Genomic DNA, 24,107 nt, shown 5'->3' with positions numbered 1-24,107 from the left:
CGGACTGGCAGGCCGCCCCGGCCTCCGGTAACATCGGTTTACTGTCTGGCACGAACGCGGTGTCGATCTGGGAGGGTGTGACATGGGGGCTCGTAAGCTGACGCGCTGGCAGAAGGCCGGCGCCCTGGTGCCGATGGCCGTGCTGGTCGGCGCGTGGGGGGCCGCGCTCGGCAACTCGGGCCTGGCCACGGCGTCCGACGACGTCTCGGCGGCCGAGATCCCCGACGTCCCGGCCACGGCGTTCGAGCAGCCCGCCAGCGTGCAGCAGGCGCCGGGCGGTGTCGACCAGAAGGCGGGTGCCGCGGGCACCGTCGCGACGCTGTCGACCAACGGCATCCCGTCCTCGGCCCTGGCGGCCTACCGCCGCGCCGAGACGCTGCTCGGCAAGGCCGACAAGGCCTGCAACCTGTCGTGGACGCTGGTCGCCGCGATCGGCCGCGTCGAGTCCAACCACGGCCGCACCAACGGCAACTCGCTCGACACCAAGGGCATCGCCCAGCCCGGCATCTACGGCGTGCCGCTCGACGGCAAGGACGGCCGGGCGCGCATCGGCGACACCGACAGCGGCGCGCTCGACAAGAACGCGGTGCTCGACCTGGCGGTCGGCCCGATGCAGTTCATCCCCGGCACGTGGCAGTCGGTCGGCGTCGACGCCGACAACGACGGCAGCAAGAACCCGCAGAGCATCACCGACGCGGCCACCTCGGCCGGCATCTACCTGTGCGCCGGCGAGGGAGACCTCTCCGATCCCGCCGACGCCGCCGCGGCGGTCAAGCGCTACAACAACTCCGACGCGTACGTCGACCTGGTGCTGAAGATCGCCGCCGCCTACGCGCAGGGCGACTTCACCAAGTCACCCGACGGCATCTCGACCTCGCCGATCCTGACGTCGTCGGCCAACGACCAGACCCTGACGCCCGCACAGCGCGCCAAGGCGGCCAAGACCCAGCGGTCGGCCGACAAGAAGTCGTCGGGCGGCGGCACCTCGAAGGGCTCGAAGACGCCCTCGGCCGGCCCCACCGGCGGCACCGGGTCGGGCGGCGGCGGCAGCACGCCCTCGTCCGGTGGCGACGGTGGCGGCTCCGGCGGCGGCTCGTCCACCCCGTCGCCGTCGCCGACCAAGACGCCCGGCACCCTCGGTGGAGGCGTCCAGGACGGGGTCAAGGACACGCCGCTCGCGCCGGTCGTCGAGCCCGTCACCGACCTGCTGTCCATGACCGAGGCGACGCTCCGGTGCGGCCTGCAGTACCCGCTGGGCCTCCCGAAGGACAAGTACGACGCCTGCGTCTACGACCTGACGCACTGATGGATTCCGACCACCACGACGAGGGCCCCGGTTCTGCCGAACCGGGGCCCTCGTCGTCCGTCAGCGACGTGCGTGCGCGTCAGCGCCGCAGACGGGTCGCCAGCTCGGTCGCCCAGTACGTCAGGACGATGTCGGCGCCGGCCCGCCGGATCGACACGATGATCTCGTCGATCGCGCGCTCGCGGTCGATCCAGCCGTTCGCGGCGGCGGCCTCGACCATCGCCAGCTCTCCCGAGATGTTGTAGGCAGCGACGGGGACGTCGACCGCGGCGCGCACGTCGGCGATCAGGTCGAGGTACGACAGCGCGGGCTTGACCATGACGATGTCGGCGCCCTCCTCGATGTCGAGCAGGGTCTCGCGGATCGCCTCGCGGCCGTTGGCCGGATCCTGCTGGTACGTCTTGCGATCACCCTGCAGCGACGAGTCGACGGCCTCGCGGAACGGGCCGTAGAACGCCGAGGAGTACTTGGCGGCATACGCCAGGATCACGGTCTCGTCGTGCCCCGCGTCGTCGAGCGCGGCACGGATCGCGCCGACCTGGCCGTCCATCATGCCGCTGGGGCCGACGACGTGCGCCCCGGCCTCGGCCTGCACGACACCCATCTGCGCGTAGATCTCGACCGTCGCGTCGTTGTCGACCCGTCCCCGGGCGTCGAGGACGCCGCAGTGGCCGTGGTCGGTGAACTCGTCGAGGCACAGGTCGGCCATGACCAGCAGGTCGTCGCCGACCTCGGCGCGCGCATCGGCCAGCGCGACGTTGAGGATGCCGTCGGGGTCGAGCGCACCCGACCCCTGCGCGTCCTTGTGCTCGGGCAGGCCGAACAGCATGACGCCGCCGAGGCCGAGCTCCGCGGCCTCGGCGTAGGCCCGCCGCGCGGTGTCCCGCGTGTGCTGGACGACGCCCGGCATGCTCGCGATCGGGCGCGCCTCGGTGCGCCCCTCGGCCACGAACATCGGCAGGACCAGCTGCGACGGCTGGACGTGCGTCTCGGCCACCAGCCGCCTCATCGCCGGCGACGAGCGCAGGCGACGAGGACGGTCGGCGGGAAAGGACACCCCTACGCCTTGCGGCGGGTCGAGGGCCGCTTCTGCGACGGCTTCGTGACCGGCTCGCCGGCCTCGACGAAGCCGAGGCGACGCGCGGCACCGAACTCGGCCAGGGCATCGGCCAGCACCTCGACGGACGGCGACTCGGCGACGACGTCGACCCGCAGGCCGTGCTCCTCGGCGGTCTTGGCCGTCGCGGGACCGATGCACGCGATGATCGTCGACGTGTGCGGCTTGCCGGCGATGCCGACGAGGTTGCGCACCGTGGACGACGAGGTGAACATGACCGCGTCGAACTTGCCGGTCTTGATCGCCTCACGCGTCGGCGCCGGCGGCGGGGCGGCCCGGACGGTCCGGTAGGCCGTGACGTCGTCGACCTCCCAACCGAGGTCGATCAGGCCGGCGACGAGCGTCTCGGTCGCGATGTCGGCGCGCGGCAGGAACACCCGGTTGATGGGGTCGAGCAGCTCGTCGAACGGCGGCCAGTCGTCGAGCAGGCCACGGGCCGACTGCTCGCCGGACGGGATCAGGTCGGCGCGGATGCCCCACGTCGCGATGGCCTCGGCGGTCTTGTCGCCGACCGCGGCGATCTTCAGGCCCGAGAACGCGCGCGCGTCGAGGCCGTACTCCTCGAACTTCTCGCGGACGGCCTTGACGGCGTTGACGCTCGTGAACGCGATCCACTCGTAGCGCCCCTCGACGAGACCGCGCACGGCCTTGTCCATCTGCTGGGGGTTGCGAGGCGGCTCGACCGAGATCGTCGGGACCTCCTCGGAGATCGCGCCGAAGCCGCGCAGGCGCGAGGCCAGGCCGGCGGACTGCTCCTTGGTGCGGGGCACCAGGATGCGCCAGCCGTACAGCGGCTTGGTCTCGAACCACGACAGCGCCTCGCGCATCGTGACGACCTCGCCGACGACCGTGATGGCCGGCGCGGTCATGCCGGCGGCCTTGGCGTCGGCGGCGATCTCGGCCAGCGTCGAGACGACCGTGGTCTGCTCGGTCGTCGTGCCGACCCGCGTCATCGCGACCGGGGTGTCGGGCTTGCGACCCGCGTCGACCAGTCCGCTGGCGACCTCGCCGATGCGGGCGACGGCCGACAGCAGCACGAGGGTGTCCTCGGTCGCGTGGTCGGCCCAGTTGACCGACGAGTCGCCGACGCTGACCACGGAGTACTCGCGGTGCGTGCGGTTGGTCAGCGGCACACCGGCGTACGCCGGGACCGCCGAGATCGACGAGACGCCGGGGACGATCTCGAAGCCGATGCCGGCCTTGCTGCAGGCCGCGGCCTCCTCGGGTCCCGTCGCGTAGGTGAACGGGTCGCCGGCGATGAGGCGCACGACCGTGGCACCGGTCTTGGCGTGCTTGACGACCAGGCGTCCGCGGGCCGCGTGGGTCAGCGGCTCGCCGTCCTCGCCGATGCCCCCGTCGACGATCTCGGCCCCGTTGGTCACGAGCGCCGACTGCTCGGGCAGCTCGGTGATGACGACGTCGGCCTGGGCGAGCAGCTCGGCCGCGCGCACCGTGAGGAGGCTCGCGTCACCCGGTCCGGCGCCGACGAAGCTCACGTGGCCGCGGGGGGCCTTGCGTGCGCTCGTCGTGGACGGTGCGTCGGGTGTCGCGGCTTCTCGAGTCGCAGTGGTGATGGTCACTGTGGTCCTTTTCTGAGTCTGTCAGGGGGTCAGGAGGTGGCGGCGGCCACGAGGGCGTCGGCACCTTCGGCGAGCATCTCGACAGCAAGACGTTCACCGACCGCGGCGGCCTCGGAGGGCAGGCCGGTCGCGGACAGTCGGATGGTGGGCGAGCCGGAGACGTCTCCGACCACGGCACGAAGCCAGAGCTCGTCGCCGTGATCGCCGTCGGCGATCTCGGCCAGGGCTCCCACCGGGGCACTGCAACCAGCCTCGAGGGTGGCGAGGAGGCTTCGCTCGGCCGTCACGGCAGCACGGGTGTCGCTGTCGTCGAGGCGTTCGAGCAGGCGGGCGGTCACGTCGTCGTCGACGCGGCACTCGCAGGCCAGGGCTCCCTGCCCGGGGGCGGGGAGCATCTGGAGGGGATCGATGACCTCGGTGGCCTCGTCGGCGCGACCGAGGCGCAGCAGGCCCGCGTGGGCCAGCAGGACGCCGTCGAGGTCGCCGGGGGCGACCCGGCCGATGCGGGTGCCGACGTTGCCGCGGATCGCGACGACGTCGACGCCGAGGCCGAGGGCGTTGAGCTGGGCCTCGCGGCGCGGGGAGCCGGTGCCGACGCGCGAGCCGTGGGGCAGCTCGCCGAGCGTCAGCCCGTCGCGGGCGACCAGGACGTCGCGCGGGTCCTCGCGACGCGGGATCGCGGCCAGCACGAGGCGCGGGTCGGGTGTCGTCGGCAGGTCCTTGAGCGAGTGGACCGCGAAGTCGACGTCGCCGCGCACGAGCGCCTCGCGCAGCGCCGCGACGAACACGCCCTGGCCGCCCATCGAGGCCAGCGGCGCGGTGCTGCGGTCTCCCTCGGTCGAGATCGTGACGAGCTCGACGTCGACGTCGCACTCGGCGCGCAGGCGGTCGGCGATCATGCCCGACTGGGTCAGCGCGAGGGCGCTGGCGCGGGTGCCGAGGCGCAGGCTCGGACGGTTCGTGGACGTCATGCCGTGTCACCGGCCCGCGTGACGGCGTCGACGGCCTTCTGGTCGAGCGCGAACAGGTCGGCCAGCGCGTCGGCGTACGTGAGGTCGGCGGGCCCGTCGATCAGCTGCTGGACGCGCACGGTCGGCGCGTGGATGAGCTTCTCGGCGACGCGGTGCAGCGCCTTGCGGACGTCGGCCCGCTCGTCGTCGGTCAGGTTGGGCAGGCGCGACTCGATGCGTGCCTGCTCGGCCGCCACGATGTCGGTCGCCATGGTGCGCAGCGCGATGACGGTGGGCGTGATGTGCGAGGCGGCCTTGGCGGCCAGGAACGTGCGCACCTCGGACTCGACGATTGACTGCACCTGCTGCACGTCGGCGGCGAGCTCGGCGTTGGCCGCGGCCTGCGACAGCACGACGAGGTCGATCAGGTCGATGCCCTCGAGGTCGCGCACGTCCGGGTCGACGTCGCGCGGCAGGGCGAGGTCGATGACCGACATCGGACGTCCGCCGGCGGCGCTCGCGATGCGGTCGCGGTCGAACACGACGCCGCTGGCGCCCGTGCAGCTGATCAGGACGTCGGCGGCCGCCAGCTCGACGTCGAGGGCCTGCCAGCGGACGGCGCTGACGCCGAACGTCGCGACCAGCGCGTAGGCGCGCTGGTACGTGCGGTTGGAGACCATGATGCGGTGCGGGTCGACCCCGCGGTCGACCAGCGTGCGGACCGCGAGGCTCGCCATCGTGCCGGCACCCGCGACGAGGAAGCGCGTGTCGGGGGCGTCGACGACGTCGCCCGCGGCGTCGAGGCCGGCCGTGACGATCGAGGGCGCGAGGCGGTCGATGCCCGTCTCGGCGTGGCCGCGCTTGCCGATGCGCAGGGCCTGCTGGAACAGCGCGTTGAGCGCCGACCCGACGGTCGACTCGGCCTGCGCGGAGTGCAGCGCCTCGCGCACCTGGCCGAGGATCTGGCTCTCGCCGAGGATCATCGAGTCCATGCCGGAGGCGACGCCGAACAGGTGCGCGACGGCCGCCTCGTCGAAGTGGACGTAGACGTGGCGCACGAACTCGTCGCGGTCGAGGCCCGAGAGATCGGCGAGCAGGCGCGAGACCTCCTCGACGGCACCGTGGAACCGCTCGGCCTCGACGTAGATCTCGACCCGGTTGCACGTCGAGATGACGACCGACTCGGTGACGAACGGCGTCTCGAGCGCGAGGTGCGAGAGCTTGACCGCGGCGTCGACGTCGAGCGAGGCGTGCTCGAGGACGTCGATCGGGGCCGACTTGTGGGACATGCCCACCACCAACACGCTCATACGCCTACTTCCTTGCCGGTTGCGTCCCTGCTGGTCTTGCGCTGCTCGTGGTACGCCAGGATCTGCAGCTCGATCGAGAGGTCGACCTTGCGGACGTCGACCCCCTCGGGCACCTGCACGAGGGCGGGTGCGAAGTTCAGGATGCTCGTGATGCCGGCCGCGACGAGCCGGTCGGCGACCTCCTGCGCGGCCGCGCCCGGCGTCGCGATGACACCGATCGAGATGCGTCGCTCGGCGACGATCGCGCCCAGCTGGTCGACGGGGCTCACGACGATGCCCGACACCTCGGCGCCGACGCGCGCGGGATCGGCGTCGACGAGGGCGGCCACGCGGATGCCGCGCGTGCTGAAGCCCTGGTAGGCCGACAGCGCCGAGCCCAGGTTGCCGACGCCGACGATGACGACGTCCCAGTCCTGCGTCTGCCCCATCTCGCGGGCGATCTGGTAGCGCAGGTACTCGACGTCGTAGCCGACGCCGCGGGTGCCGTACGAGCCGAGGTACGACAGGTCCTTGCGCAGCTTGGCGGGGTTGACGCCGGCCTGCTCGGCCAGCTCGCCCGAGGCGCAGGACAGCACTCCCTGCTCGGCGAGCGCGTTGAGCGCACGCAGGTAGACAGGCAGACGGGCCACGGTGGCATCAGGGATGCCACGGGCAGTTCCGTCGGCGAGCCGAGGGCTGCGAAGTATCGTCACGGTGCTCCTGCGCCGCGATGCTGGGGATTATCCCTTGCGGGACGGGCATCGGGTGCCCCGTCAGTTTAAGAGTTTGTGAACGTCGGAACCAAATCGAGGGACGCGGCGGTGGCCCAGGTCACACCGGGCGACGCCTCGCGAGCGCGGCGCCGAGCCGCACGGGATCGACGCGCCAGAAGTCGTGCTGGGCCCCGTCGACGAACGTGACGGGGACCTGCTCGGTGAAGCGCGCCCGCAGGTCGGGGTCGTCGTCGATGTCGACGCGCACCCAGTCGTCGCCCGTGCCGGCGCACACCTCCGCGACCTGCTGCTCGGCGACCTCGCACAGGTGGCACCCCTGGCGGGTGTAGACGACGACCCGCGCGTCGCCGGAGTGCGCGATCACGCGTCGAGGCCCAGGGTCTCGCTGCGGGCCAGGGCACGCAGCCGACCCTTGGCGACCTTGCCGGTCGCCGAGTGCGGCAGCCCCGTGACGACGATCGTGCGTCGCGGCTGCTTGAACCGCGCGAGCCGCGTGCGGCAGTGGGCGTCGACCGCCTCGAGCAGCGTCGTCTCGTCCGGCGCGTCGCCCGCGGGGACGACGAAGGCCACGACGGCCTCGCCGGTCTCCTCGTCCGGCAGGCCCACGACGGCGACCTGACCGACGCCGTCGACCTCGGCGATGACGTCCTCGACCTCGAACGGGTACACGTTGAAGCCCGAGACGATCACGAGCTCGCGCAGCCGGTCGACCAGGGTCAGGTCGCCGTCGTCGTCGAGGTAGCCGACGTCGCCCGTCGGGTACCACCCGTCGGCGTCGGGGCCGTCGACGCCGTCGGGCCAGTAGCCCGAGAAGAGGTTGTCGCCCCTGACCCAGATCTCGGCCGGGTCGCCGGGCGCCGCGTCGACGCCGCCGCCCTCGACGATGCGCAGCTCGATGCCGGGCAGCGCGCGCCCGACCGTCCCGTGCTTGATGTGGTTGTCGGTGTCGCGGGGCGAGCCGTGCGTCGTCGCGATGACGGGTGCGGTCTCGGTGAGCCCGTAGCCCTGCTCGATCTGGTGGCCCGACGACTCGCGGAAGGCCTCGGCCAGGTCGGCGTCGAGCGCCGACGCCCCCGACAGGATCGTCGTGACGTGCGCGAGCTGGGCGCGCAGGTCGTCGCGGCCCGCCCACGCGGCGATGACCGGCGGCGCGAGCGGGAGGTTCGTGACGCCCTCGGCCGCGATCAGGTCGAGCAGGCCGCTGGGGTCGAAGCCGTCGACCAGCACGACCGTCGCCCCTTGGCGCACCGCCTGGCCGAGCACGCAGTTGAGCCCGTAGATGTGGAACATCGGCAGCAGGCCGAGGCACACGTCGTCGGGCGTCATGGCGGGCGGCGTCAGCCGCGCGATCTGCTCGGTGTTGGCGATCAGGGCCCGGTGCGTCAGCATCGCGCCGCGCGGCTTGCCGCTCGTGCCCGACGTGTAGAGGACGACCGCGAGCGCCTCGGCGTCGGCGGGGGCGGCCGGGGCGGCTCCGGACGCGTCGGCGAGGAAGCGCTCGAACGACGTCTCGTCGTCCCGCGGCTCGGCCCCGTCGACCACGACGCTGACCCGGTGGTCGTCGGTGAGGGCCTCGCGGACCTGGCTGACGCCGGCCTCGTCGCACAGCACGACGCGGGCCATCGAGTCGGCCAGCATGCGGCCGATCTCGCGGGTCGTCGAGCGCGGGTTGATCGGCACGGCGACCATGCCGCCGCGCAGGATGCCGTAGTAGGCGATCGGCAGGTCGACGCGGTTGGCCATCACGACCGCGACGCGCTGCCCGGCGACCAGGCCCCGCCCCGACAGGGCGCGCGCCACGGCGTCGACGGCCTCGTCGAACTGGCGCCACGTCACCTCACGCCGGGTGTCGCGGTGCTCGATCAGCGCGACGCCGTCCGGATCGGCCGAGGCGGCCGCATGCAGGTAGTCGCTGACATTCACCGTCACGCGTCGAGTCAACCACAGGTCGACCGGGCGAGAGGGCGTTAGGCTCGGCCGCATGGGACGGGACGGAACACCCGAACGGCAGCGCAACCTGCAGTCACGCTCGCTGCTCGCGGGGCAGGCGGCCGCGGCCTCGTCGCAGATGGAGCGCGAGCTCACCGCCTCCCAGGACCCCACCGCCGCGGCGTTCTTCGACGTCGACAACACGATCATGCAGGGCGCCTCGATCTTCCACCTCGCCCGCGGGCTGCACCGGCGCGAGTTCTTCACGACGGGCGACCTCGTCCGGGCCGCCTGGCAGCAGGCGTGGTTCCGCGTCGTCGGCAGCGAGGACCCCGAGCACATCGCGAGGGCCCGCGCCACGGGGCTGGCCTTCATCGCCGGTCACAGCGTCTCCGAGCTCGAGGAGATCGGCGAGGAGATCTTCGACGAGCACATGGCGGGCAAGATCTGGCCCGGCACGCGCGCGATCGCCCAGTGGCACCTCGACCGCGGCCACCGCGTGTGGCTCGTGACGGCCGCGCCGGTCGAGATCGCGCAGGTCATCGCCCGCCGGCTCGGGCTCACGGGCGCGCTCGGCACGGTGTCCGAGCACGTCGACGGCGTCTACACCGGGGCGCTGGTCGGCGAGATGCTGCACGGCGAGGGCAAGGCCGTCGCGATCCGCCAGATCGCCGAGCGGGAGTCGCTCGTGCTGGACGACTGCTACGCCTACTCCGACTCGAGCAACGACCTGCCGATGCTGTCGCTCGTCGGCCACCCGTGCGCGGTCAACCCCGACTCGACGCTGCGCGCCCACGCCAAGTCCAACGGCTGGCGCATCCGCGACTACCGCACGGGCCGCAAGCTGGCCCTCGTCGGGGGCAAGGGGGTCGTGGCGGCCGTCGCGGCCGGGGGCACCTGGCACGCGCTGCGCAGAAAGAATCGTTGATTTTCACTGACTTTGGTCCTAACTCCGGGTTACGCTCTCCCTGATCAGGGGAGGGCCTGTGAGTTCACGGTGGAGTCATCTGCGCGACGTCATGTCGCTCGCGTTGTCGATCCCTGACGACCGGTCGCTGCAGATCGCGCTCGCCGTGGCCGACTCCCCCGCGTACGCGCCGTCGTCCGGCGGCCCGCCGCCGCGCGACGACCTCGACCCCGAGGCCACCCGCCTGCGCGCCCTCGTCGACCTCGCCAAGGAGGGCGACGCCGAGGCGTTCGGCCAGCTGTACGACCACTACGTCACGGGCGTCTTCCGGTTCGTCTACTACCGGGTCGGTTCGCAGCAGCTCGCCGAGGACCTCACGAGCGAGACGTTCGTGCGGGGACTCCGGGCGATCCAGCGCTTCACGTGGCAGGGCAAGGACTTCGGAGCGTGGCTCACGACGATCGCCCGCAACCTGATCGCCGACCACTTCAAGTCGAGCCGCTCCCGCCTCGAGATCGTGTCCGAGACGATCCCCGAGGGCACGTCGCACGCCGCGAGTCCCGAGCAGGAGGTCCTGTCCCTCATCTCCAACGAGATGCTGTTCGAGGCCGTCAGCGGACTGCCGCCCGAGCAGCGCGACTGCATCCTGATGCGCTTCATCCAGGGACTCTCGATCGCCCAGACGGCTGCGGCCCTCGGCCGCAGCGAGGGGGCCATCAAGCAGCTCCAGCTGAGGGCCGTGCGGAGCCTCGCGAAGTCGGTCCCGGAGGACATCCGATGAGACACCATGACAGGACGTTGGTCCCCCTCACTTCACGTAACCTTCACCCCGCCGGCGTCGTTGGTCATGTCAGCAGCCACCCACGCTCAGCAGTGAGGACCCCATCATGATCGGCCGTCGCTCCCACGACGATGCCCAGTCGTTCGACGACGCCTTCACCGGGCGCCCGCCGAGGGACGAGCACATCGCCGAGCTCGTCCGCTTCGCCGAGACCCTGTGCGAGGCCGCAGTCGTCGAGCCCGGTGCCGCGTTCCGCTCGTCGCTGCGTGCCCAGCTCATGACCGAGGCGCAGACCGTGCTGGTCCCGATGCCGTCGACGCCGAGGCCCGCCACCGCACGGGTCGACGAGTCGCGGCCGGTGCGTCGCCGCGTCGCCACCGTGACGGCGGCCCTCGTGACGTCCGCGGGCGTCGTGGGGCTCGTCGCCTCCAGCGCCTCGGCGGTCCCCGGCCAGATGCTCTACCCCGTCAAGCGCTCAGTCGAGTCGGCCGAGCTCCTGCTGCACCGCGACGACGCCTCCCGCGGATCGTTCCAGCTGGCGCAGGCCTCCGAGCGGCTCGCCGAGGCGCGCACGTTGAGCGCCGAGGGCGGTTCGGCCAGCGACATCGCCGACACGCTCGACGACTTCACGACGACCGCCACGGCGGGCTCGAGCAGGCTGTTCACCGACTACACGTCGCACGGCGCGCAGGACTCCGTCGAGCGGGTCAACGACTTCGCCGCCGCATCGAGCCTCGACCTGGCCGAGCTGTCGTCGCAGCTGCCCGAGGGCCTCGACGATCCGTTCGCCGCGGCATCGGCTGCGGTGACCGATCTCGCCGGCGAGGCGGTGACGCTGTGCGCCAGCTGCAGCCCCGCCGACGTCGACGCCCTGCTGTCGCTGGCCGCGCTGTCGCAGAAGGCGCCGTCGGCGCCCGCCGCCACGCCGGCCGCCGCACGCGACGACGCGTCCTCGACCCCACGCCCGGCCGCCACGCCGGCGCCGGTCGCGCCGACGTCGGCGCGTCCCAGCAGCACGCCGGCACCATCGCCGTCCAAGCGTCCGTCGGCCACGACGACGACGCCGCCGGCGGCTCCGCTCGCACCGCTGACCGACCCCCTGCTGGGTGGTCTGCTCGGTGACGAGGACCAGGTCGGGCTCGTCCCGGGCCTGGTCAACGGCCTCCTCGGCACCCCCCGGCAGTAGCCGGATCGCACCACGCAGGTCGGTGGTTCGCCCGCGTGGCGACCACGGGCCGAGCGAGCGCAGCCTAGAAGAACGCGTTGCCGCGCTCGACGAGCAGCTTGTAGAGCGTTTGTTGGATCGTCTCGCGCACCTGGTCGGTGACGTTGAACAGCAGCATGGGGTCGTCGGCGGCCTGCGGCTCGTAGGCGTCGGTGCGCACGGGCTCGCCGAACTCGATGATCCACTTGCTGGGCAGGGGCACGAGGCCGAGGGGGCCCAGCAGCGGGAAGAAGGGCGTGATCGGCAGGTACGGCAGGCCGAGCAGGCGGGCCAGCGACGGCACGTTGCCGACGAGCGGGTAGATCTCCTCGGCGCCGACGATCGAGACCGGCACGATCGGCACCTGTGCGCGCATCGCGGCCGAGACGAAGCCGCCGCGTCCGAAGCGCTGCAGCTTGTAGCGCTCGGCGAAGGGCTTGCCGATGCCCTTGAAGCCCTCGGGCCAGACACCGGCCAGCTCGCCGCCGCTCAGGAGACGTTCGGCGTCCTCCTGGCAGGCCAGCGTGGCGCCGACCTTGCGGGCCACCTGTCCGACGACGGGCAGTGCGAAGACGAGGTCGGCGCCGAGCGGGCGCAGGTTGCGTCCGGCGTACTTCTTGACGGCGTAGCCCGTGATGAGGCCGTCGAGCGGGACGGTGCCGGAGTGGTTGGCGACGAGCAGGGCTCCCCCGTCCTCGGGGATGTTCTCGACGCCGCGCACCTCGAGGCGGAACCACTTCTCGGCGATGGGCTCGATCGCGGCGGTCAGCACCTGCGCGATCTCGGGGTCGAAGCCGAACTCGTCGACCTCGTAGGAGCCGCCCAGGCGCTTGCGCACGGTCGACAGCAGCGTCGCGACGCGTGCCTCCCAGTCGGAGCCCAGCACCCGCTGGGCGGCCTCGATGACGGCCACGAAGATCTCGTCGATCGGGATGCCGGCCGACAGCGGCGCTGCGCCGGCCGTGCGGGTGCGGCGCGCGGCCTCCTCGGCGGCGGCAGCCGCGGCGGCGGCGGCGTCCTCGTCGGTCACGGCCCGCAGACGGGGCTTGGTCGGGCGCTCGCCCGTGGGGGGTGCCGTCGTCTTCTTCGCCGCGGTCCTGCCGCCGGCGGCGGCCTTGCCGCCGGCCGTCGTCTTGCGGGGGGCGGCGGCCTTCTTGGCACCCGCAGCCGGGGAGGTGGGCGTGGCCGGCGACGCGGGGGCCTTCTTGGCCTTCGCGGCCGGCTTGCGCGCCGCGGTGCCGCCGGCCAGGGCCCGCGCGGCCGTCGACGGCGACGTCTGCCGGTTGCCGCGCCCGGGCGTGCCGCCCGAGCCGATCGTCGTGCGGTCGTCGTTCACGCGCGCCTCCCCAGGCCGGACAGGATGCCGGGACGCAGCGCCCGGCCGAAGTCGTCGAGGGTCTCCTCGGACGTGCGCTGCAGCTCGTAGCCGAAGATGTCGCGCAGCGCCGAGGTGTCGACGGCACGACCGAAGGTCAGCAGACGGTGCAGGTCGGGCGGGATGTCGGAGCCCATCGCACGCACGAAGCGGCGCGCCGCCGGCGCGAAGCCGAGCCGGGGCATCGGCACGAGCGGACGTCCGAGGCGGCGGGCCACCTGGCTCAGCAGCACGACGCCGTCGCCGGCGGCGTTGAACGTGCCCGGGCGGTCGTGCTCGACGGCCTCGCCCAGGATCGACAGCGCGTCGTCGAGCGACAGGAACTGCAGGCGCGGGTCGAAGCCCAGCACCGACGGCAGCACGGGGTTGCTGAAGTAGTTGCGCAGCGGGGTGTCGACCTCGGGGTGCAGGACCTGCGCGGCCCGGATCGTCGTGATGATGACGTCGGGGCGTCGTCGGGCGAAGCCGCGGACGTACGACTCGACCTCGACGATGTCCTTCGGGAAGCCCGAGCGGACGCCGCTGCGGGCCAGGAGTGACTCGGTGAACATCGCCGGGTCGCGGGGCGACGACCCGTAGACGGCGGCCGACGACCCCAGCACGACCTTGCCGACCGTGCCGGACCGCTGGCACGCGGCCAGCAGCTGCATCGTCCCGATGACGTTGAGCTCCTTGCCGCCGACCCGCCCGCGCTGCGGGGGGTTGACGTCGAGGTGCACGACGGTGTCGACGTCCTCGACCGCGATGACCTTGCCGATCACGGGGGTGCGGATGTCGGCCCGCACGAACTTCATGCCGCCGAGGTCGACGTCCGGGAGGATCGTGTCGATGCCGACGACCTTGTCGATCCCGGCGGCCTCACCGAGCTCGACGAGCCGGCGGGCCACCAGGGACGCGAACGAGCCAGCCACGCCTGTGACAAGGACGACCCGGCTCATGACGGTGTGGGGCTACTTGCCCAGACGGCGACGCTGCACGCGCGTGCGCTTGAGCATCTTGCGGTGCTTCTTCTTCGACATCCGCTTGCGCCGCTTCTTGATGACTGAACCCACGGGTCACAACTCAATTCTTGTCGGCCGCGCGCACGCGGCATGCTTCGTCCAACACGGTGTTCGTCTGAGACGTGGTGCCACGCTCGGCGGGACATGGCCGCATGGCCTGCGCCCCGGGTCGTGGCTAGCGATCAGCCTACACGGCGGGTGCGGGGACCGCCGATGCCGACCACCGGCCGGCGACGGGCGGGATCGGGCGTCGGCGACGCTCAGCCGGCCTCGAAGTAGGACTTGCCGAGGAAGGCCGTGACGGCGTGCTCGGGGACGCGGAACGATCGACCGACGCGGACGGCCTCGAGCTCGCCGGAGTGCACGAGACGGTAGACCGTCATCTTCGACACGCGCATCTGACTCGCCACTTCGGCGACGGTCAAGAACGTCGGTCCGGGCGCCACGTCACCACCTGCTTCCTGAGGGGCACGCGCGCTCTCTGGCTTCCCCACCAGAGAAACAGCGCGCGTGCCTTCGACGAGACTAGTGCCTCGCGACACTTCCGCGACAGTAGTTGTCCAAATTGACCGAAGGCCCGGCAGGAGAGGCCGGATCGGGGCTCACGGCAGGGGGTCGAGACCGTTCAGCGGGAAGACCGCCTCGCGGGTCGCGTGGATCGAGCGGTCGAGCCAGCTCGCGGGGTCGTAGCCCTGCTCCCACGCCCGGTAGCCGACGGCCCGGCCGTCGGTCATGCGCAGCGGTCCGGGTTGTCCGCGCATCTCGGCGATGCGCTCGCGCCACCGCTCGGGCGTCTCGGCCCGAGGGTCGAGCGGCGTGCCGGCGACGATCGCCATGAGGTGGGCCCAGGCGCGCGGCACGACGTCCATCACGGCGTAGCCGCCACCGCCGGTCGCGACCCACTTGCCGCCGCACACCTCGTCGGCGAGGGCCTTGAGCGCCAGGTAGGACGCCCGCTGCCCGTCGACGCTGAGCATCAGGTTGGTCAGCGGGTCGTCCATGTGGGAGTCGCAGCCCTGCTGCGTGACCAGGATGTCGGGGGCGAACTCGCGCACCAGGGCGGGCACGACGGCGTGGAAGGCGCGCAGCCACCCCGCGTCGGACGTGCCGGGCGGCAGGGGGATGTTGACGGCCGATCCCTCGGCTCCCTCTCCCCCGGTCTCGGTGGAGAACCCCGTGCCCGGGAACAGCGTCTGGGGACCCTCGTGGATCGAGATCGTCAGGACCCGCGGATCGTCCCAGAACATCGTCTGCACGCCGTCGCCGTGGTGGGCGTCGACGTCGACGTACACGATCTTCTCGGCGCCGTTGTCGAGCAGCCAGCGGATCGCGAGCGCGACGTCGTTGTAGATGCAGAAGCCGCTCGCGCTCGTGGGCATCGCGTGGTGCAGGCCGCCGCTGATGTTGATCGCGCGGGGCGCCTGCCCCGTCCACACCCGCCGCGCCGCCTCGACGCTCGCGCCGGCGACCAGCGCGCTGGCCTCGTGCATGTGGGCGAACACCGGGTTGTCGTCGCCGCCGAGGCCGACCGACAGGTCGGTGTACGTCGGGTGGTCGCTGAGCTTGTGGACCTTCTCGATGTAGCTCGCGGAGTGAATCAGGTGGAGCTCGTCGTCGGTGGCCGGGGCCGCGCCCACGACCTCGAGCCCGTCGACGATGCCGAGCTCGTCGGCCAGGGCCATCGTGAGGTCGACGCGCACGGGCGCCATGGGGTGCGTGCGGCCGAAGTTGTACTGCAGGAACTGCTCGTCGTAGACGATGCAGGCCCGATCCGGCGCGTGCCCTGTGGCCTCGGTCATACCGATGAGCCTATGCCGGGCCCGACAGCTCGGCGGACCGGGCTGCCGCGGCGGCGACGCCGGCCACGAGTCCGTCGCGGACCCCGCGCTCGTCGAACGTCGTGATCGCGGCGTGCGTCGTGCCGTTCGGCGAGGTGACCCGGCGGCGCAGCTCCTCGGCCGTCTCGTCCGACGTCGACAGGAGCTTGGCGGCACCCACGAGCGTCTGGGCCGCCAGGGCGCGGGCCGTCGGCTCGTCGAGCCCCTCGGCGACGCCGCCGGCGATCATGGCCTCGGCGAGGTAGAAGACGTAGGCCGGTCCGGAGCCCGACACCGCCGTGACGGCGTCCTGCCGGCTCTCGTCGACGACGACGACCCGTCCGCCCGACTCGAGCAGCGCCACGACGGCCGCGAGCTGCTCGTCGGTGACGGACGCCCCGGGCGAGACGCCGAACATCCCCTCGCCCACCAGCGCGGGGGTGTTGGGCATCGCGCGGACGACCGCGACGCCGTCGGGCAGCGCCGCCGTCATGGCGTCGATGCGGATGCCGGCCGCGAGCGACACGACGGTCGCGGACGGCCGGACCGACGGGGCGATCTCGTCGAGCAGCGCCGGGACGTCCTGCGGCTTGACCACGAGCAGGACGACGTCGGCGTCGGCGACCGCCTCGGCGTTGCCCGTCACCCGGACGCCGTACGCGTCGCGCAGCTCGGCGGCGCGCTCGGCGCGCTTCTCGCTGATGACGACGTCGCCGGCCGCGTGGCCGGCCGACAGGATCGCCGACAGGAGGGTCTCGCCCATGACGCCGGCACCGAGGATCGCGATCCGTTGACTCATGGCCCTCACCCTAGTGTCGGGCGGCGGGCGGACGGGTCAGGTGCTCGCGTGCAGGCGCGTGAAGGCCAGCGCCTCGAGGAGGTCGACCTCGCGCTCGGCCTGGTCCTTGGCCTTGCGGGTGTTGATCTCGACCACGATCTCGCCGTCGAAGCCCGAGGCCGCGACGGTCTCGAGGAACTCGCGGCACGGCTGCGTGCCGCGCCCCGGCACCAGGTGCTCGTCCTTGGCCGATCCGCTGCCGTCGGCGATGTGCACGTGCGCGAGCCGCTCGCCGGCCGCCCGCGCCATCGCGACGGGGTCGTCGCCGGCCGTCGAGCTGTGCGACAGGTCGAGCGTCACGTGCGCGTAGTCGTGCTCGACCGGGTCCCACCCGGGTGCGTAGGCCTGGAACTCGCGCTTGCCGGTGCGCCACGGGTACATGTTCTCGACGGCGTACGTGATGCCGTGCCGGGCCTCGAGGTCGGCGATGCCCTCGACGAACGTGCGGGCGTAGTCGCGCTGCCAGCGGAACGGCGGGTGCACCACGACGACGGAGGCGCCGACCTCGTGCGCCATCTCGGCGCTGCGGTGCAGTTTCTCCCACGGGTCGGAGCCCCACACGCGCTGCGTGACCAGCAGGCACGGCGCGTGCACCGAGACGACCGGCATCTCGTGGAACGCGCTCAGGGCCTTGATCGCGGTGATGTCGGCGCTGACGTCGTCGATGCCGACCATGACCTCGACGCCGTCGTAGCCGAGCCGTGCCGCGGCCTCGAACCCGCTGGCCGTCGACCCCGGGTAGACCGAGGAGGTCGACAGGGAGACGCGGATGGGGACGGGCACGCCCCCAAGAGTAGGACGGACGACCTCAGAGGGCGTCGAGGTGCTCGAGCAGGACGCCCTCGCGCAGCGCCCACGGGCAGATCTCGAGCTCGGTCAGGTCGAACAGGTCCATCGCGGCCTGCGCGACGATCGCGCCGGCCTGGATCTGGTGCGCCCGGTCGATCGAGACGCCCGGCAGCCGGCCGACGTCCTCGGGCGACATCGTCCGCAGCTGGTCGACCAGGTGCGAGAGGTCGTCCTTGCGCAGCACGCGCCGCACGTAGCGGCCGTCGGACGACGGCGCGGCGCCGCAGATGCGCGCCAGCGACCGGAACGTCTTGCTCGTGGCGACCGCGCGGTCGAACGTCCCGCCCCGCAGGATCGCGCCGGCCTCGTCGGCGATGCGCGAGCGGACGTGCAGCCGCAGCTCGGCGTTGCTGCGCCCGGCGGCGAGCCACTCGCGCGTGAGGCGTCCGGCGCCCAGGGCCATCGACTGCGCGATGTCGGGCGTCTCGTCGGCGCCCGCGGCGATCTCGAGGGAGCCGCCGCCGATGTCGAACACGCCGAGCCGTCCGGCCGACCAGCCGAACCAGCGACGGACCGCCAGGAACGTCAGCCGGGCCTCGTCGGGGCCGGCCAGCACCTGCAGGTCGAGCCCGCTGGCCCGGTTGACCGCCGCGATGACGTCGTCGACGTTGACGGCGTCGCGCACCGCCGACGTCGCGAAGGCCAGGATCGTGGTGCAGCCCTTGTCCTCGGCCTCCGACCGCGCCTCGACGGCGTACTTCACCAGGCGGCTGATGCCCTCGGGCGTCATGGCCTGCTCGGCGTCGAGGTGCTCGGCGAGCCGCAGCGGCTCCTTGTAGGAGTGGGCCGCGACCGGGGGGCCACCGCGGAACGCGTCCACGACCAGCAGGTGGCCGGTGTTGGAACCGATGTCCAGGACGCCCATGCGCATGGGCACCATCCTCGCACCCCCGCGATGCACTGCCGCACGCGGCAAGGCCGCGTAAAGTGCGTGAGATGCCAGAGGTCGAGCTCGGATTCCCCCGGACGTTCGTGGAGTTCACCAGTCCCACCGACCCCGACGAGGTCTTCCGCTGCGACCTCACGTGGCTCACGTCGCGCTGGACGTGCATCTTCGGGCAGGGCTGCCCCGGCATCTACGAGACCAGCCCCGACGCCGGCTGCTGCACGCTCGGCGCGCACTTCTCCGACGACGACGACGTCGAGCGCACGCGCGCCGTCATGGAGCAGCTGACGCCCGCCCAGTGGCAGCACCACGACGAGGGACGACGCGGCGGCTGGACCGAGACCGACGACGAGGGCGACCTCAAGACCCGCGCGTTCGAGGGTGCCTGCATCTTCCACAACTCGCGCGACTTCGAGGGCGGCTACGGGTGCGCCCTGCACGGCTTCGCGCTCGACAACGACCTCAAGCCGCACACCGTCAAGCCCGACGTGTGCTGGCAGCTGCCGCTGCGCCGCCAGTTCCGCGACGTCGACCGCGGCGACGGCAGCACGTACACCGAGACGCAGATCGGCGAGTACACCCGCCAGGGCTGGGGACCGGGTGGCGCCGACCTCGACTGGTACTGCTCGTCCAACACCGAGGCGCACGTCGCGCCGGAGCCCGTCTACGTCACGAACCGCGACGAGCTGACGGCCCTGATGGGCGAGGCCGGATACGCCGAGCTGGCCCGGTATTGCAGGCAGCACGAGGTGCGCGGCGCCAATACACCACACCCCGCCGACCCCGTCCGATGACCCCCTGACGCAGGCCCGGTGCGGGCTGGGTCAGAATGCCGTATGCACCTCGACCACGTCTCGTTCGCAGCCGGCCCCGACGGCCTCGCCGGCACGACCGCCGAGCTCGGCCGGCTCCTCGGTGCCACGTTCCTCGACGGTGGTGCGCACCCCCGCTTCGGCACGCGCAACATGATCCTGCCGCTGAGGAACCAGCAGTACCTCGAGGTCGTCGAGGTGCTCGACCACCCCGCGTCCGACAAGGCCGCCTTCGGCAAGGTCGTCCGCGAGCGCTCCAACGCCGGTGGCGGCTGGATGGCGTGGTGCGTGTCGGTCGACGACATGACCGAGGTCGAGCGGCGCATCGGACGCCACGCGGTGCCCGGCAACCGCCGCCGTCCCGACGGCTTCAACCTGCAGTGGCGCCAGATCGGCACCAGCAGCATGCGGGCCGACCCGCAGCTGCCCTACGTCACGGCGTGGGACATCGACCCGTCCGAGCACCCGTCGCAGATGGCCGAGTCCGAGATCGAGCTCGTCGCGCTCGACATCGCCGGATCGCCGCAGCGGCTGTCCGACTGGCTCGGCGAGCCCGCGGTCGACGCCCTCGAGACGATCGACGTCAACTGGACCGCCCCGCACGGGCTGCCCGGCATCATGGCGGCCACGTTCCGCACGCCGACCGGCGACGTCCGCATCTGACGCACGCCGGGGGTCGGGCTACGAGAGGCCGACCCGCTGCTGGTGCGCCAGCTCGAGCTGCGGAGCGACCTCGGTGAGGTGCCCCCGGCGCCACAGCGAGTGCACCCACACGGCGGCGAGCACCGAGCCCAGTGCGCCGAGCGACATGTCGCTGAGCGTGTCGGCGTAGGCGCCGAGGCGCTCGGGCGACCAGCGCAGGAAGGCGAAGTACTCGGCGATCTCCCACACCAGCGCGGCGCTGACGCCGAAGGCCAGGGCACGCTCGACGACGGCCCCGAGGCTCGACGAGCGGTGCATCGTCAGCAGGATCACCGCGGCGGTCAGGAGCCCCGTGTTGACGAAGTGCACCCAGTTGTCGAACGAGTCGACCGAGTCGTACAGGTTGAGGACGTTGCCGAAGATGTCGGCGAAGCACGCGAACGTCACCAGGAAGTCGGCGACCCACGGGAACGAGGCCCGCTGGCGCCACCACGTGAACCAGATGAACGGGATCGCGAACGCCGCGACGGGGTAGCCGATGACGCGCGGCACGAGCCCCTTGCCGTCCATGTTGCCGAAGCCCGGCACGAGGATCGCGAGCCCCAGGAGCAGCACGAGCCCCGTCTTCGCCGCGATGTCGGCGGACCTCAGGACGGGCGGCGCGGGATACCGCGTGGCCATGGCGACAGACGACATAGGAGGAGTTTAGGGGGCGGACCCCCTCGTCGCCGCCACCGGACGACCGGGCGATGTCCGACCCCCCGCCTAGGCTGACGGCATGGCCAGCACCAAGACCGTCCGCCCCGCCTACGTCTGTGCCGAGTGCGGGTGGACGACCAGCAAGTGGGTCGGCCGCTGCGGCGAGTGCCAGGCGTGGGGCACGGTCGACGTCGCGGCGCCGGCGCGCACCGGGCGCACGCAGGCGGCACCCGTCACGACGCCGGCCGTGCCGATCAGCCAGGTGCAGGTCGAGTCGGCCCGGTCGGTCGGCTCCGGCATCGGCGAGCTCGACCGCGTGCTGGGCGGCGGCGTCGTGCCCGGCGGGGTGCTGCTGCTGGCGGGCGAGCCCGGTGTCGGCAAGTCGACGCTCCTGCTCGAGGTCGCGGCGCGGTGGGCGCGCGCCGGGCGACGCACGCTCTACGTCTCGGGCGAGGAGTCGGCCGCTCAGGTGCGGCTGCGGGCCGAGCGCACCGGCGCCGTCGACGACAACCTCTACCTCGCGGCCGAGACCGACCTGGGCGGCGTCCTGACGCACGTCGAGACCGTCGCGCCGTCGCTGCTGATCGTCGACTCCGTGCAGACGATCGGCTCGGCCGACGTCGACGGCGTGCCCGGCGGGGTGACCCAGGTGCGCGAGGTCGCGTCGGCGGTCATCCAGCGCGCCAAGCGCGACGACATCGCGACGCTGCTGGTCGGCCACGTCACCAAGGACGGCTCGGTGGCCGGGCCCCGCGTGCTCGAGCACCTGGTCGACGTCGTGCTGCAGTTCGAGGGCGACCGCAGCTCGCGCCTGCGCCTGCTGCGCGCCGTCAAGAACCGGTTCGGCCCCGTCGACGAGATCGGTTGCTTCGACCTGGTCGACGACGGCATCGTCGAGGTGCCCGATCCCACCGGACTGTTCGTGTCGCGCCACGAGAAGCCCGTCGCCGGCACGTGCGTCACCGTCACGATGGAGGGTCGTCGGCCGCTGCTCGCCGAGGTGCAGGCGCTCAGCGTCGCCTCGTCCACGCCGTCGCCGCGCCGCACGTCCAGCGGTCTCGACTCCTCGCGGGTCGCGATGATCCTGGCGGTGCTGACCAAGCACTGCGGGCTCAACCTCGGCCAGCTCGACGTCTACACCGCCTCGGTGGGCGGTGCCCGCCTGGTCGAGCCCTCGGTCGACCTCGCCGTCGCGGTCGCGACCCTGTCGGCCGTGTCGGGCCTCGCCGCCCCCAACGACCTCATCGCGATCGGCGAGGTCGGGCTCGCGGGCGAGGTGCGCAAGGTCAGCAACCTGTCCGCCCGGCTGCGTGAAGCCGAGCGCATCGGCTTCCGTCGCGCCGTCGTGCCGGCCGGCTCCGAGGGGCTCGACGCGTACTCCGGCCAGCTGTCGATCCAGGCCGTCCACACGATCGGCGAGGCGATGCTCTGTCTCGATGAGTCACCCAGGGCCCCGCGCCCCGTAGACTGACCGCGATCCGGGCCCGTCCGGGCCGATCGAGGAGGACGTGTCATGGCTACTGCCGCCGAGCGCCACGCGGCGACGCTCGACGCATCCACCCGCATGCGCGCGACGCTGTCGTCGGTCGCCCCGGGCACCTCGCTGCGCGAGGGGCTCGAGCGCATCCTGCGCGGGCGCACGGGAGCTCTCATCGTGATCGGCCACGACAAGAGCGTCGAGGCGATCTCGACCGGCGGCTTCCGGCTCGACGTCCCCTTCACCGCGACGGGGCTGCGCGAGCTCGCCAAGATGGACGGCGCGATCGTGCTCGACAAGGACGCCAGCCGCATCGTGATGGCCGGCGTGCACCTGATGCCCGATCCGTCGATCCCGACCCAGGAGACCGGCACCCGGCACCGCACCGCCGATCGCGTCGCCCGCCAGACCAACGTCCCCGTCATCTCGGTGTCGGCCTCGATGCACATCATCGCGCTGTACCTCGACGACCTGCGGCACGTGCTGGAGGACACCGGCGCCGTCCTGGGCCGCGCCAACCAGGCCCTGCAGACGCTCGAGCGGTACCGCAACCGCCTCGACGAGGTCAGCGACGCGCTGTCGGCCCTCGAGATCGAGGACCTCGTGACGGTGCGCGACGTCTCGGCGGTCGCCCAGCGTCTCGAGATGGTCAGCCGCATCGCCGGCGAGATCGACACGTACGTGCTCGAGCTCGGCACCGACGGACGTCTGCTGGCGCTGCAGCTCGAGGAGCTCATCGGCGGGGTCGACGCCGAGCGCGAGCTCATCATCCGCGACTACATGCCCACGGGGCGTCGCGCCCGCCCGCTCGAAGCCGTCCTGGCCGAGCTCGCGGCGATCGAGTCGACCGACCTGGTCGACCTCGGCGGCGTGGCCCGCGCGCTGCGCATCGGCACCGAGGAGACGCTCGACGGTCCCCTGGCGCCGCGCGGCTACCGCCTGCTCGCCCGCATCCCCCGTCTGCCGATCCCGGTCGTCGAGGGTCTCATCGAGCACTTCGGCTCGTTGCAGAAGCTCCTCGCGGCCAGCATCGAGGACCTGCAGAACGTCGGCGGCGTCGGCGACCTGCGCGCCCGCGGGGTCCGCGAGGGCCTCTCGCGGCTCGCCGAGTCGAGCATCCTCGAGCGCTACGTGTAGCTAGTCGGCGGGTGTGACCGGGGGCTCGTCCGAGGGCTGCTCGGGCGTCCCGGACGTCGCGGCGTCCGGCGCGGGCGTCGTCGGCGCGGCCGGGTCGGGGGTCGCGGGGGCGGCGGGCGGCGCCGTCGTCCTGGCCGGGGCCGGACGCGCGTCGAGGGAGAACTTCGTCTCGCCCGGCTCGCCGCCGAGGGTGCCGATCTGCAGCGTGTAGGTGCCCGGTGCGGCCCAGCCCTGGTTGCTGGTGCAGTTCGAGCCCGATCCCCGGCCCGTCCACTGCACCGTCGACAGCGTCGACCACTGCGGCGACAGCTGCACCGGGGCGCTGAGCAGCGACGTCTTGCACACCGTCGAGTCCCACACGGGGGTGCCGTTGGCGCTGATCACGGCGATCGCCTCGGCGTCGTCGGGCTGGAGCGTGCAGGCCGTCCCCTGGGTCGAGCTGACGACCAGGCCGATGTCGACGGGTCCCTTGGTGAGCTGCCCGGGCCGGACGCTGGGCGTGATGCGCACCTTCTCGGGGTCGCACGGCGTCGCGGCCGAGACCACCGCGACGTCGACGAGCCCGTCGACCGTCTGCACCGGCGCGGCCGGGGTCGTGGGCACGGTGGTCGTCGCCGACGCGCGCGCCGTCGGGGTGCCCGACGCCGTCGCGGGCTCGCCGTCGTCGTCCCCGCCGGTGAGCTGCAGGACGCCCCACACGATCGCGATGACGACCGCGACGAGCAGCAGGCGCCGTCGCCAGTAGATCTCTGCTGGCAACCGGCGCTGACTCACGGT

The 24,107-nt window shown here is 72.5% G+C and carries 25 protein-coding genes; 8 read left to right on the top strand and 17 right to left on the bottom strand.

The window, feature by feature from the left end; translation table 11 throughout:
* Window positions 1–82 precede the first annotated feature (82 nt).
* Window positions 83–1,306: a lytic transglycosylase domain-containing protein gene (locus tag ASD10_RS05460; RefSeq protein WP_056605772.1), complete on the top strand. Its 1,224-nt coding sequence runs from the start codon at window positions 83–85 to the stop codon at window positions 1,304–1,306.
* Window positions 1,307–1,385: 79 nt separating this feature from the next.
* Here the strand turns inward: ASD10_RS05460 and hemB are convergent, their stop codons facing one another.
* The 7 genes from hemB to ASD10_RS05425 form a co-directional block, all read right to left on the bottom strand.
* On the bottom strand, window positions 1,386–2,363 hold the full coding sequence (hemB, locus tag ASD10_RS05455; protein ID WP_082556035.1) for a porphobilinogen synthase: 978 nt from the start codon (window positions 2,361–2,363) through the stop codon (window positions 1,386–1,388).
* 2 nt (window positions 2,364–2,365) lie between these two features.
* The gene (locus ASD10_RS05450) at window positions 2,366–3,997 is read right to left on the bottom strand and encodes a bifunctional uroporphyrinogen-III C-methyltransferase/uroporphyrinogen-III synthase (RefSeq protein WP_200938301.1); all 1,632 of its coding nucleotides are present in this window, start codon (window positions 3,995–3,997) and stop codon (window positions 2,366–2,368) included.
* 35 nt (window positions 3,998–4,032) lie between these two features.
* Complete coding sequence (gene hemC / locus ASD10_RS05445) at window positions 4,033–4,974, bottom strand: hydroxymethylbilane synthase (RefSeq protein WP_056605765.1); 942 nt, start codon at window positions 4,972–4,974, stop codon at window positions 4,033–4,035.
* On the bottom strand, window positions 4,971–6,263 hold the full coding sequence (locus ASD10_RS05440) for a glutamyl-tRNA reductase (RefSeq protein WP_056605763.1): 1,293 nt from the start codon (window positions 6,261–6,263) through the stop codon (window positions 4,971–4,973). The genes hemC and ASD10_RS05440 overlap by 4 nt, the downstream gene beginning before the upstream one ends.
* A complete protein-coding gene (locus ASD10_RS05435) occupies window positions 6,260–6,955 on the bottom strand; it encodes a redox-sensing transcriptional repressor Rex (RefSeq protein ID WP_082556033.1) in 696 nt (231 codons plus the stop codon). Before ASD10_RS05435 ends, ASD10_RS05440 begins: the two co-directional genes overlap by 4 nt.
* A 118-nt stretch (window positions 6,956–7,073) precedes the next feature.
* Entirely contained in the window at window positions 7,074–7,340 is a 267-nt protein-coding gene (locus tag ASD10_RS05430; protein ID WP_197984011.1) for a glutaredoxin family protein, read from the bottom strand.
* On the bottom strand, window positions 7,337–8,905 hold the full coding sequence (locus ASD10_RS05425) for a class I adenylate-forming enzyme family protein (RefSeq protein ID WP_056605761.1): 1,569 nt from the start codon (window positions 8,903–8,905) through the stop codon (window positions 7,337–7,339). The genes ASD10_RS05430 and ASD10_RS05425 overlap by 4 nt, the downstream gene beginning before the upstream one ends.
* Window positions 8,906–8,957: 52 nt before the next feature.
* On the opposite strand from ASD10_RS05425, the gene ASD10_RS05420 reads away from it, so the two are divergent.
* From ASD10_RS05420 to ASD10_RS05410, 3 genes are all read left to right on the top strand, one after another.
* A complete protein-coding gene (locus tag ASD10_RS05420; protein WP_056605760.1) occupies window positions 8,958–9,833 on the top strand; it encodes an HAD family phosphatase in 876 nt (291 codons plus the stop codon).
* A 58-nt stretch (window positions 9,834–9,891) separates the two neighbouring features.
* Window positions 9,892–10,593, top strand: a complete 702-nt coding sequence (locus ASD10_RS05415) for a sigma-70 family RNA polymerase sigma factor (RefSeq protein ID WP_235501761.1) — start codon at window positions 9,892–9,894, stop codon at window positions 10,591–10,593.
* Window positions 10,594–10,699: 106 nt separating this feature from the next.
* Window positions 10,700–11,779, top strand: coding sequence for a DUF5667 domain-containing protein (locus tag ASD10_RS05410; protein WP_056605756.1), 1,080 nt, complete (start codon window positions 10,700–10,702; stop codon window positions 11,777–11,779).
* Between the two features lie 64 nt (window positions 11,780–11,843).
* Here the strand turns inward: ASD10_RS05410 and ASD10_RS05405 are convergent, their stop codons facing one another.
* From ASD10_RS05405 to ASD10_RS05375, 8 genes are all read right to left on the bottom strand, one after another.
* A complete protein-coding gene (locus ASD10_RS05405; protein WP_235501760.1) occupies window positions 11,844–13,133 on the bottom strand; it encodes a lysophospholipid acyltransferase family protein in 1,290 nt (429 codons plus the stop codon).
* Window positions 13,130–14,110, bottom strand: coding sequence for an NAD-dependent epimerase/dehydratase family protein (locus ASD10_RS05400; RefSeq protein ID WP_056605755.1), 981 nt, complete (start codon window positions 14,108–14,110; stop codon window positions 13,130–13,132). Before ASD10_RS05400 ends, ASD10_RS05405 begins: the two co-directional genes overlap by 4 nt.
* A gap of 12 nt (window positions 14,111–14,122) precedes the next feature.
* Window positions 14,123–14,224, bottom strand: a complete 102-nt coding sequence (locus ASD10_RS18300) for a 30S ribosomal protein bS22 (RefSeq protein WP_019143756.1) — start codon at window positions 14,222–14,224, stop codon at window positions 14,123–14,125.
* 209 nt (window positions 14,225–14,433) lie between these two features.
* A complete protein-coding gene (locus ASD10_RS05395) occupies window positions 14,434–14,619 on the bottom strand; it encodes a helix-turn-helix domain-containing protein (protein ID WP_157432466.1) in 186 nt (61 codons plus the stop codon).
* Window positions 14,620–14,775: 156 nt separating this feature from the next.
* Window positions 14,776–15,972, bottom strand: coding sequence for an acetoin utilization protein AcuC (locus tag ASD10_RS05390; RefSeq protein ID WP_056605748.1), 1,197 nt, complete (start codon window positions 15,970–15,972; stop codon window positions 14,776–14,778).
* Window positions 15,973–15,982: 10 nt separating this feature from the next.
* The gene (gene proC / locus ASD10_RS05385) at window positions 15,983–16,789 is read right to left on the bottom strand and encodes a pyrroline-5-carboxylate reductase (RefSeq protein WP_056605746.1); all 807 of its coding nucleotides are present in this window, start codon (window positions 16,787–16,789) and stop codon (window positions 15,983–15,985) included.
* A gap of 36 nt (window positions 16,790–16,825) precedes the next feature.
* Window positions 16,826–17,611 carry a sugar phosphate isomerase/epimerase gene (locus tag ASD10_RS05380; RefSeq protein WP_056605743.1) on the bottom strand — a complete coding sequence of 262 codons (786 nt, stop codon included), beginning with the start codon at window positions 17,609–17,611 and terminating at the stop codon, window positions 16,826–16,828.
* A gap of 25 nt (window positions 17,612–17,636) precedes the next feature.
* Window positions 17,637–18,548, bottom strand: a complete 912-nt coding sequence (locus ASD10_RS05375; protein WP_056605741.1) for a Ppx/GppA phosphatase family protein — start codon at window positions 18,546–18,548, stop codon at window positions 17,637–17,639.
* Window positions 18,549–18,613: 65 nt separating this feature from the next.
* On the opposite strand from ASD10_RS05375, the gene ASD10_RS05370 reads away from it, so the two are divergent.
* Window positions 18,614–19,357, top strand: coding sequence for a hypothetical protein (locus tag ASD10_RS05370; RefSeq protein ID WP_056609911.1), 744 nt, complete (start codon window positions 18,614–18,616; stop codon window positions 19,355–19,357).
* A gap of 42 nt (window positions 19,358–19,399) precedes the next feature.
* On the top strand, window positions 19,400–20,038 hold the full coding sequence (locus ASD10_RS05365; RefSeq protein ID WP_056605737.1) for a VOC family protein: 639 nt from the start codon (window positions 19,400–19,402) through the stop codon (window positions 20,036–20,038).
* A gap of 18 nt (window positions 20,039–20,056) precedes the next feature.
* Here ASD10_RS05365 and ASD10_RS05360 read toward each other — a convergent pair whose 3' ends face one another.
* Window positions 20,057–20,713: a hypothetical protein gene (locus ASD10_RS05360; protein WP_157432465.1), complete on the bottom strand. Its 657-nt coding sequence runs from the start codon at window positions 20,711–20,713 to the stop codon at window positions 20,057–20,059.
* An 82-nt stretch (window positions 20,714–20,795) separates the two neighbouring features.
* Here ASD10_RS05360 and radA point away from each other — a divergent pair, with 82 nt between their 5' ends.
* Both radA and disA read left to right on the top strand, forming a co-directional pair.
* Entirely contained in the window at window positions 20,796–22,187 is a 1,392-nt protein-coding gene (radA, locus tag ASD10_RS05355) for a DNA repair protein RadA (RefSeq protein WP_056605733.1), read from the top strand.
* A 42-nt stretch (window positions 22,188–22,229) separates the two neighbouring features.
* Window positions 22,230–23,330 carry a DNA integrity scanning diadenylate cyclase DisA gene (gene disA, locus ASD10_RS05350; protein WP_056605732.1) on the top strand — a complete coding sequence of 367 codons (1,101 nt, stop codon included), beginning with the start codon at window positions 22,230–22,232 and terminating at the stop codon, window positions 23,328–23,330.
* On the opposite strand, the gene ASD10_RS05345 is transcribed toward disA, so the two are convergent.
* Window positions 23,331–24,104 carry a hypothetical protein gene (locus tag ASD10_RS05345; protein ID WP_157432464.1) on the bottom strand — a complete coding sequence of 258 codons (774 nt, stop codon included), beginning with the start codon at window positions 24,102–24,104 and terminating at the stop codon, window positions 23,331–23,333.
* Window positions 24,105–24,107 lie beyond the last annotated feature (3 nt).

This window comes from Aeromicrobium sp. Root472D3 (genome assembly GCF_001426485.1).
Taxonomy (GTDB): Bacteria; Actinomycetota; Actinomycetes; order Propionibacteriales; family Nocardioidaceae; genus Aeromicrobium.
Note: the sequence above shows the minus strand (reverse complement) of the source record. Positions and strands in the feature narration are given on the sequence as shown.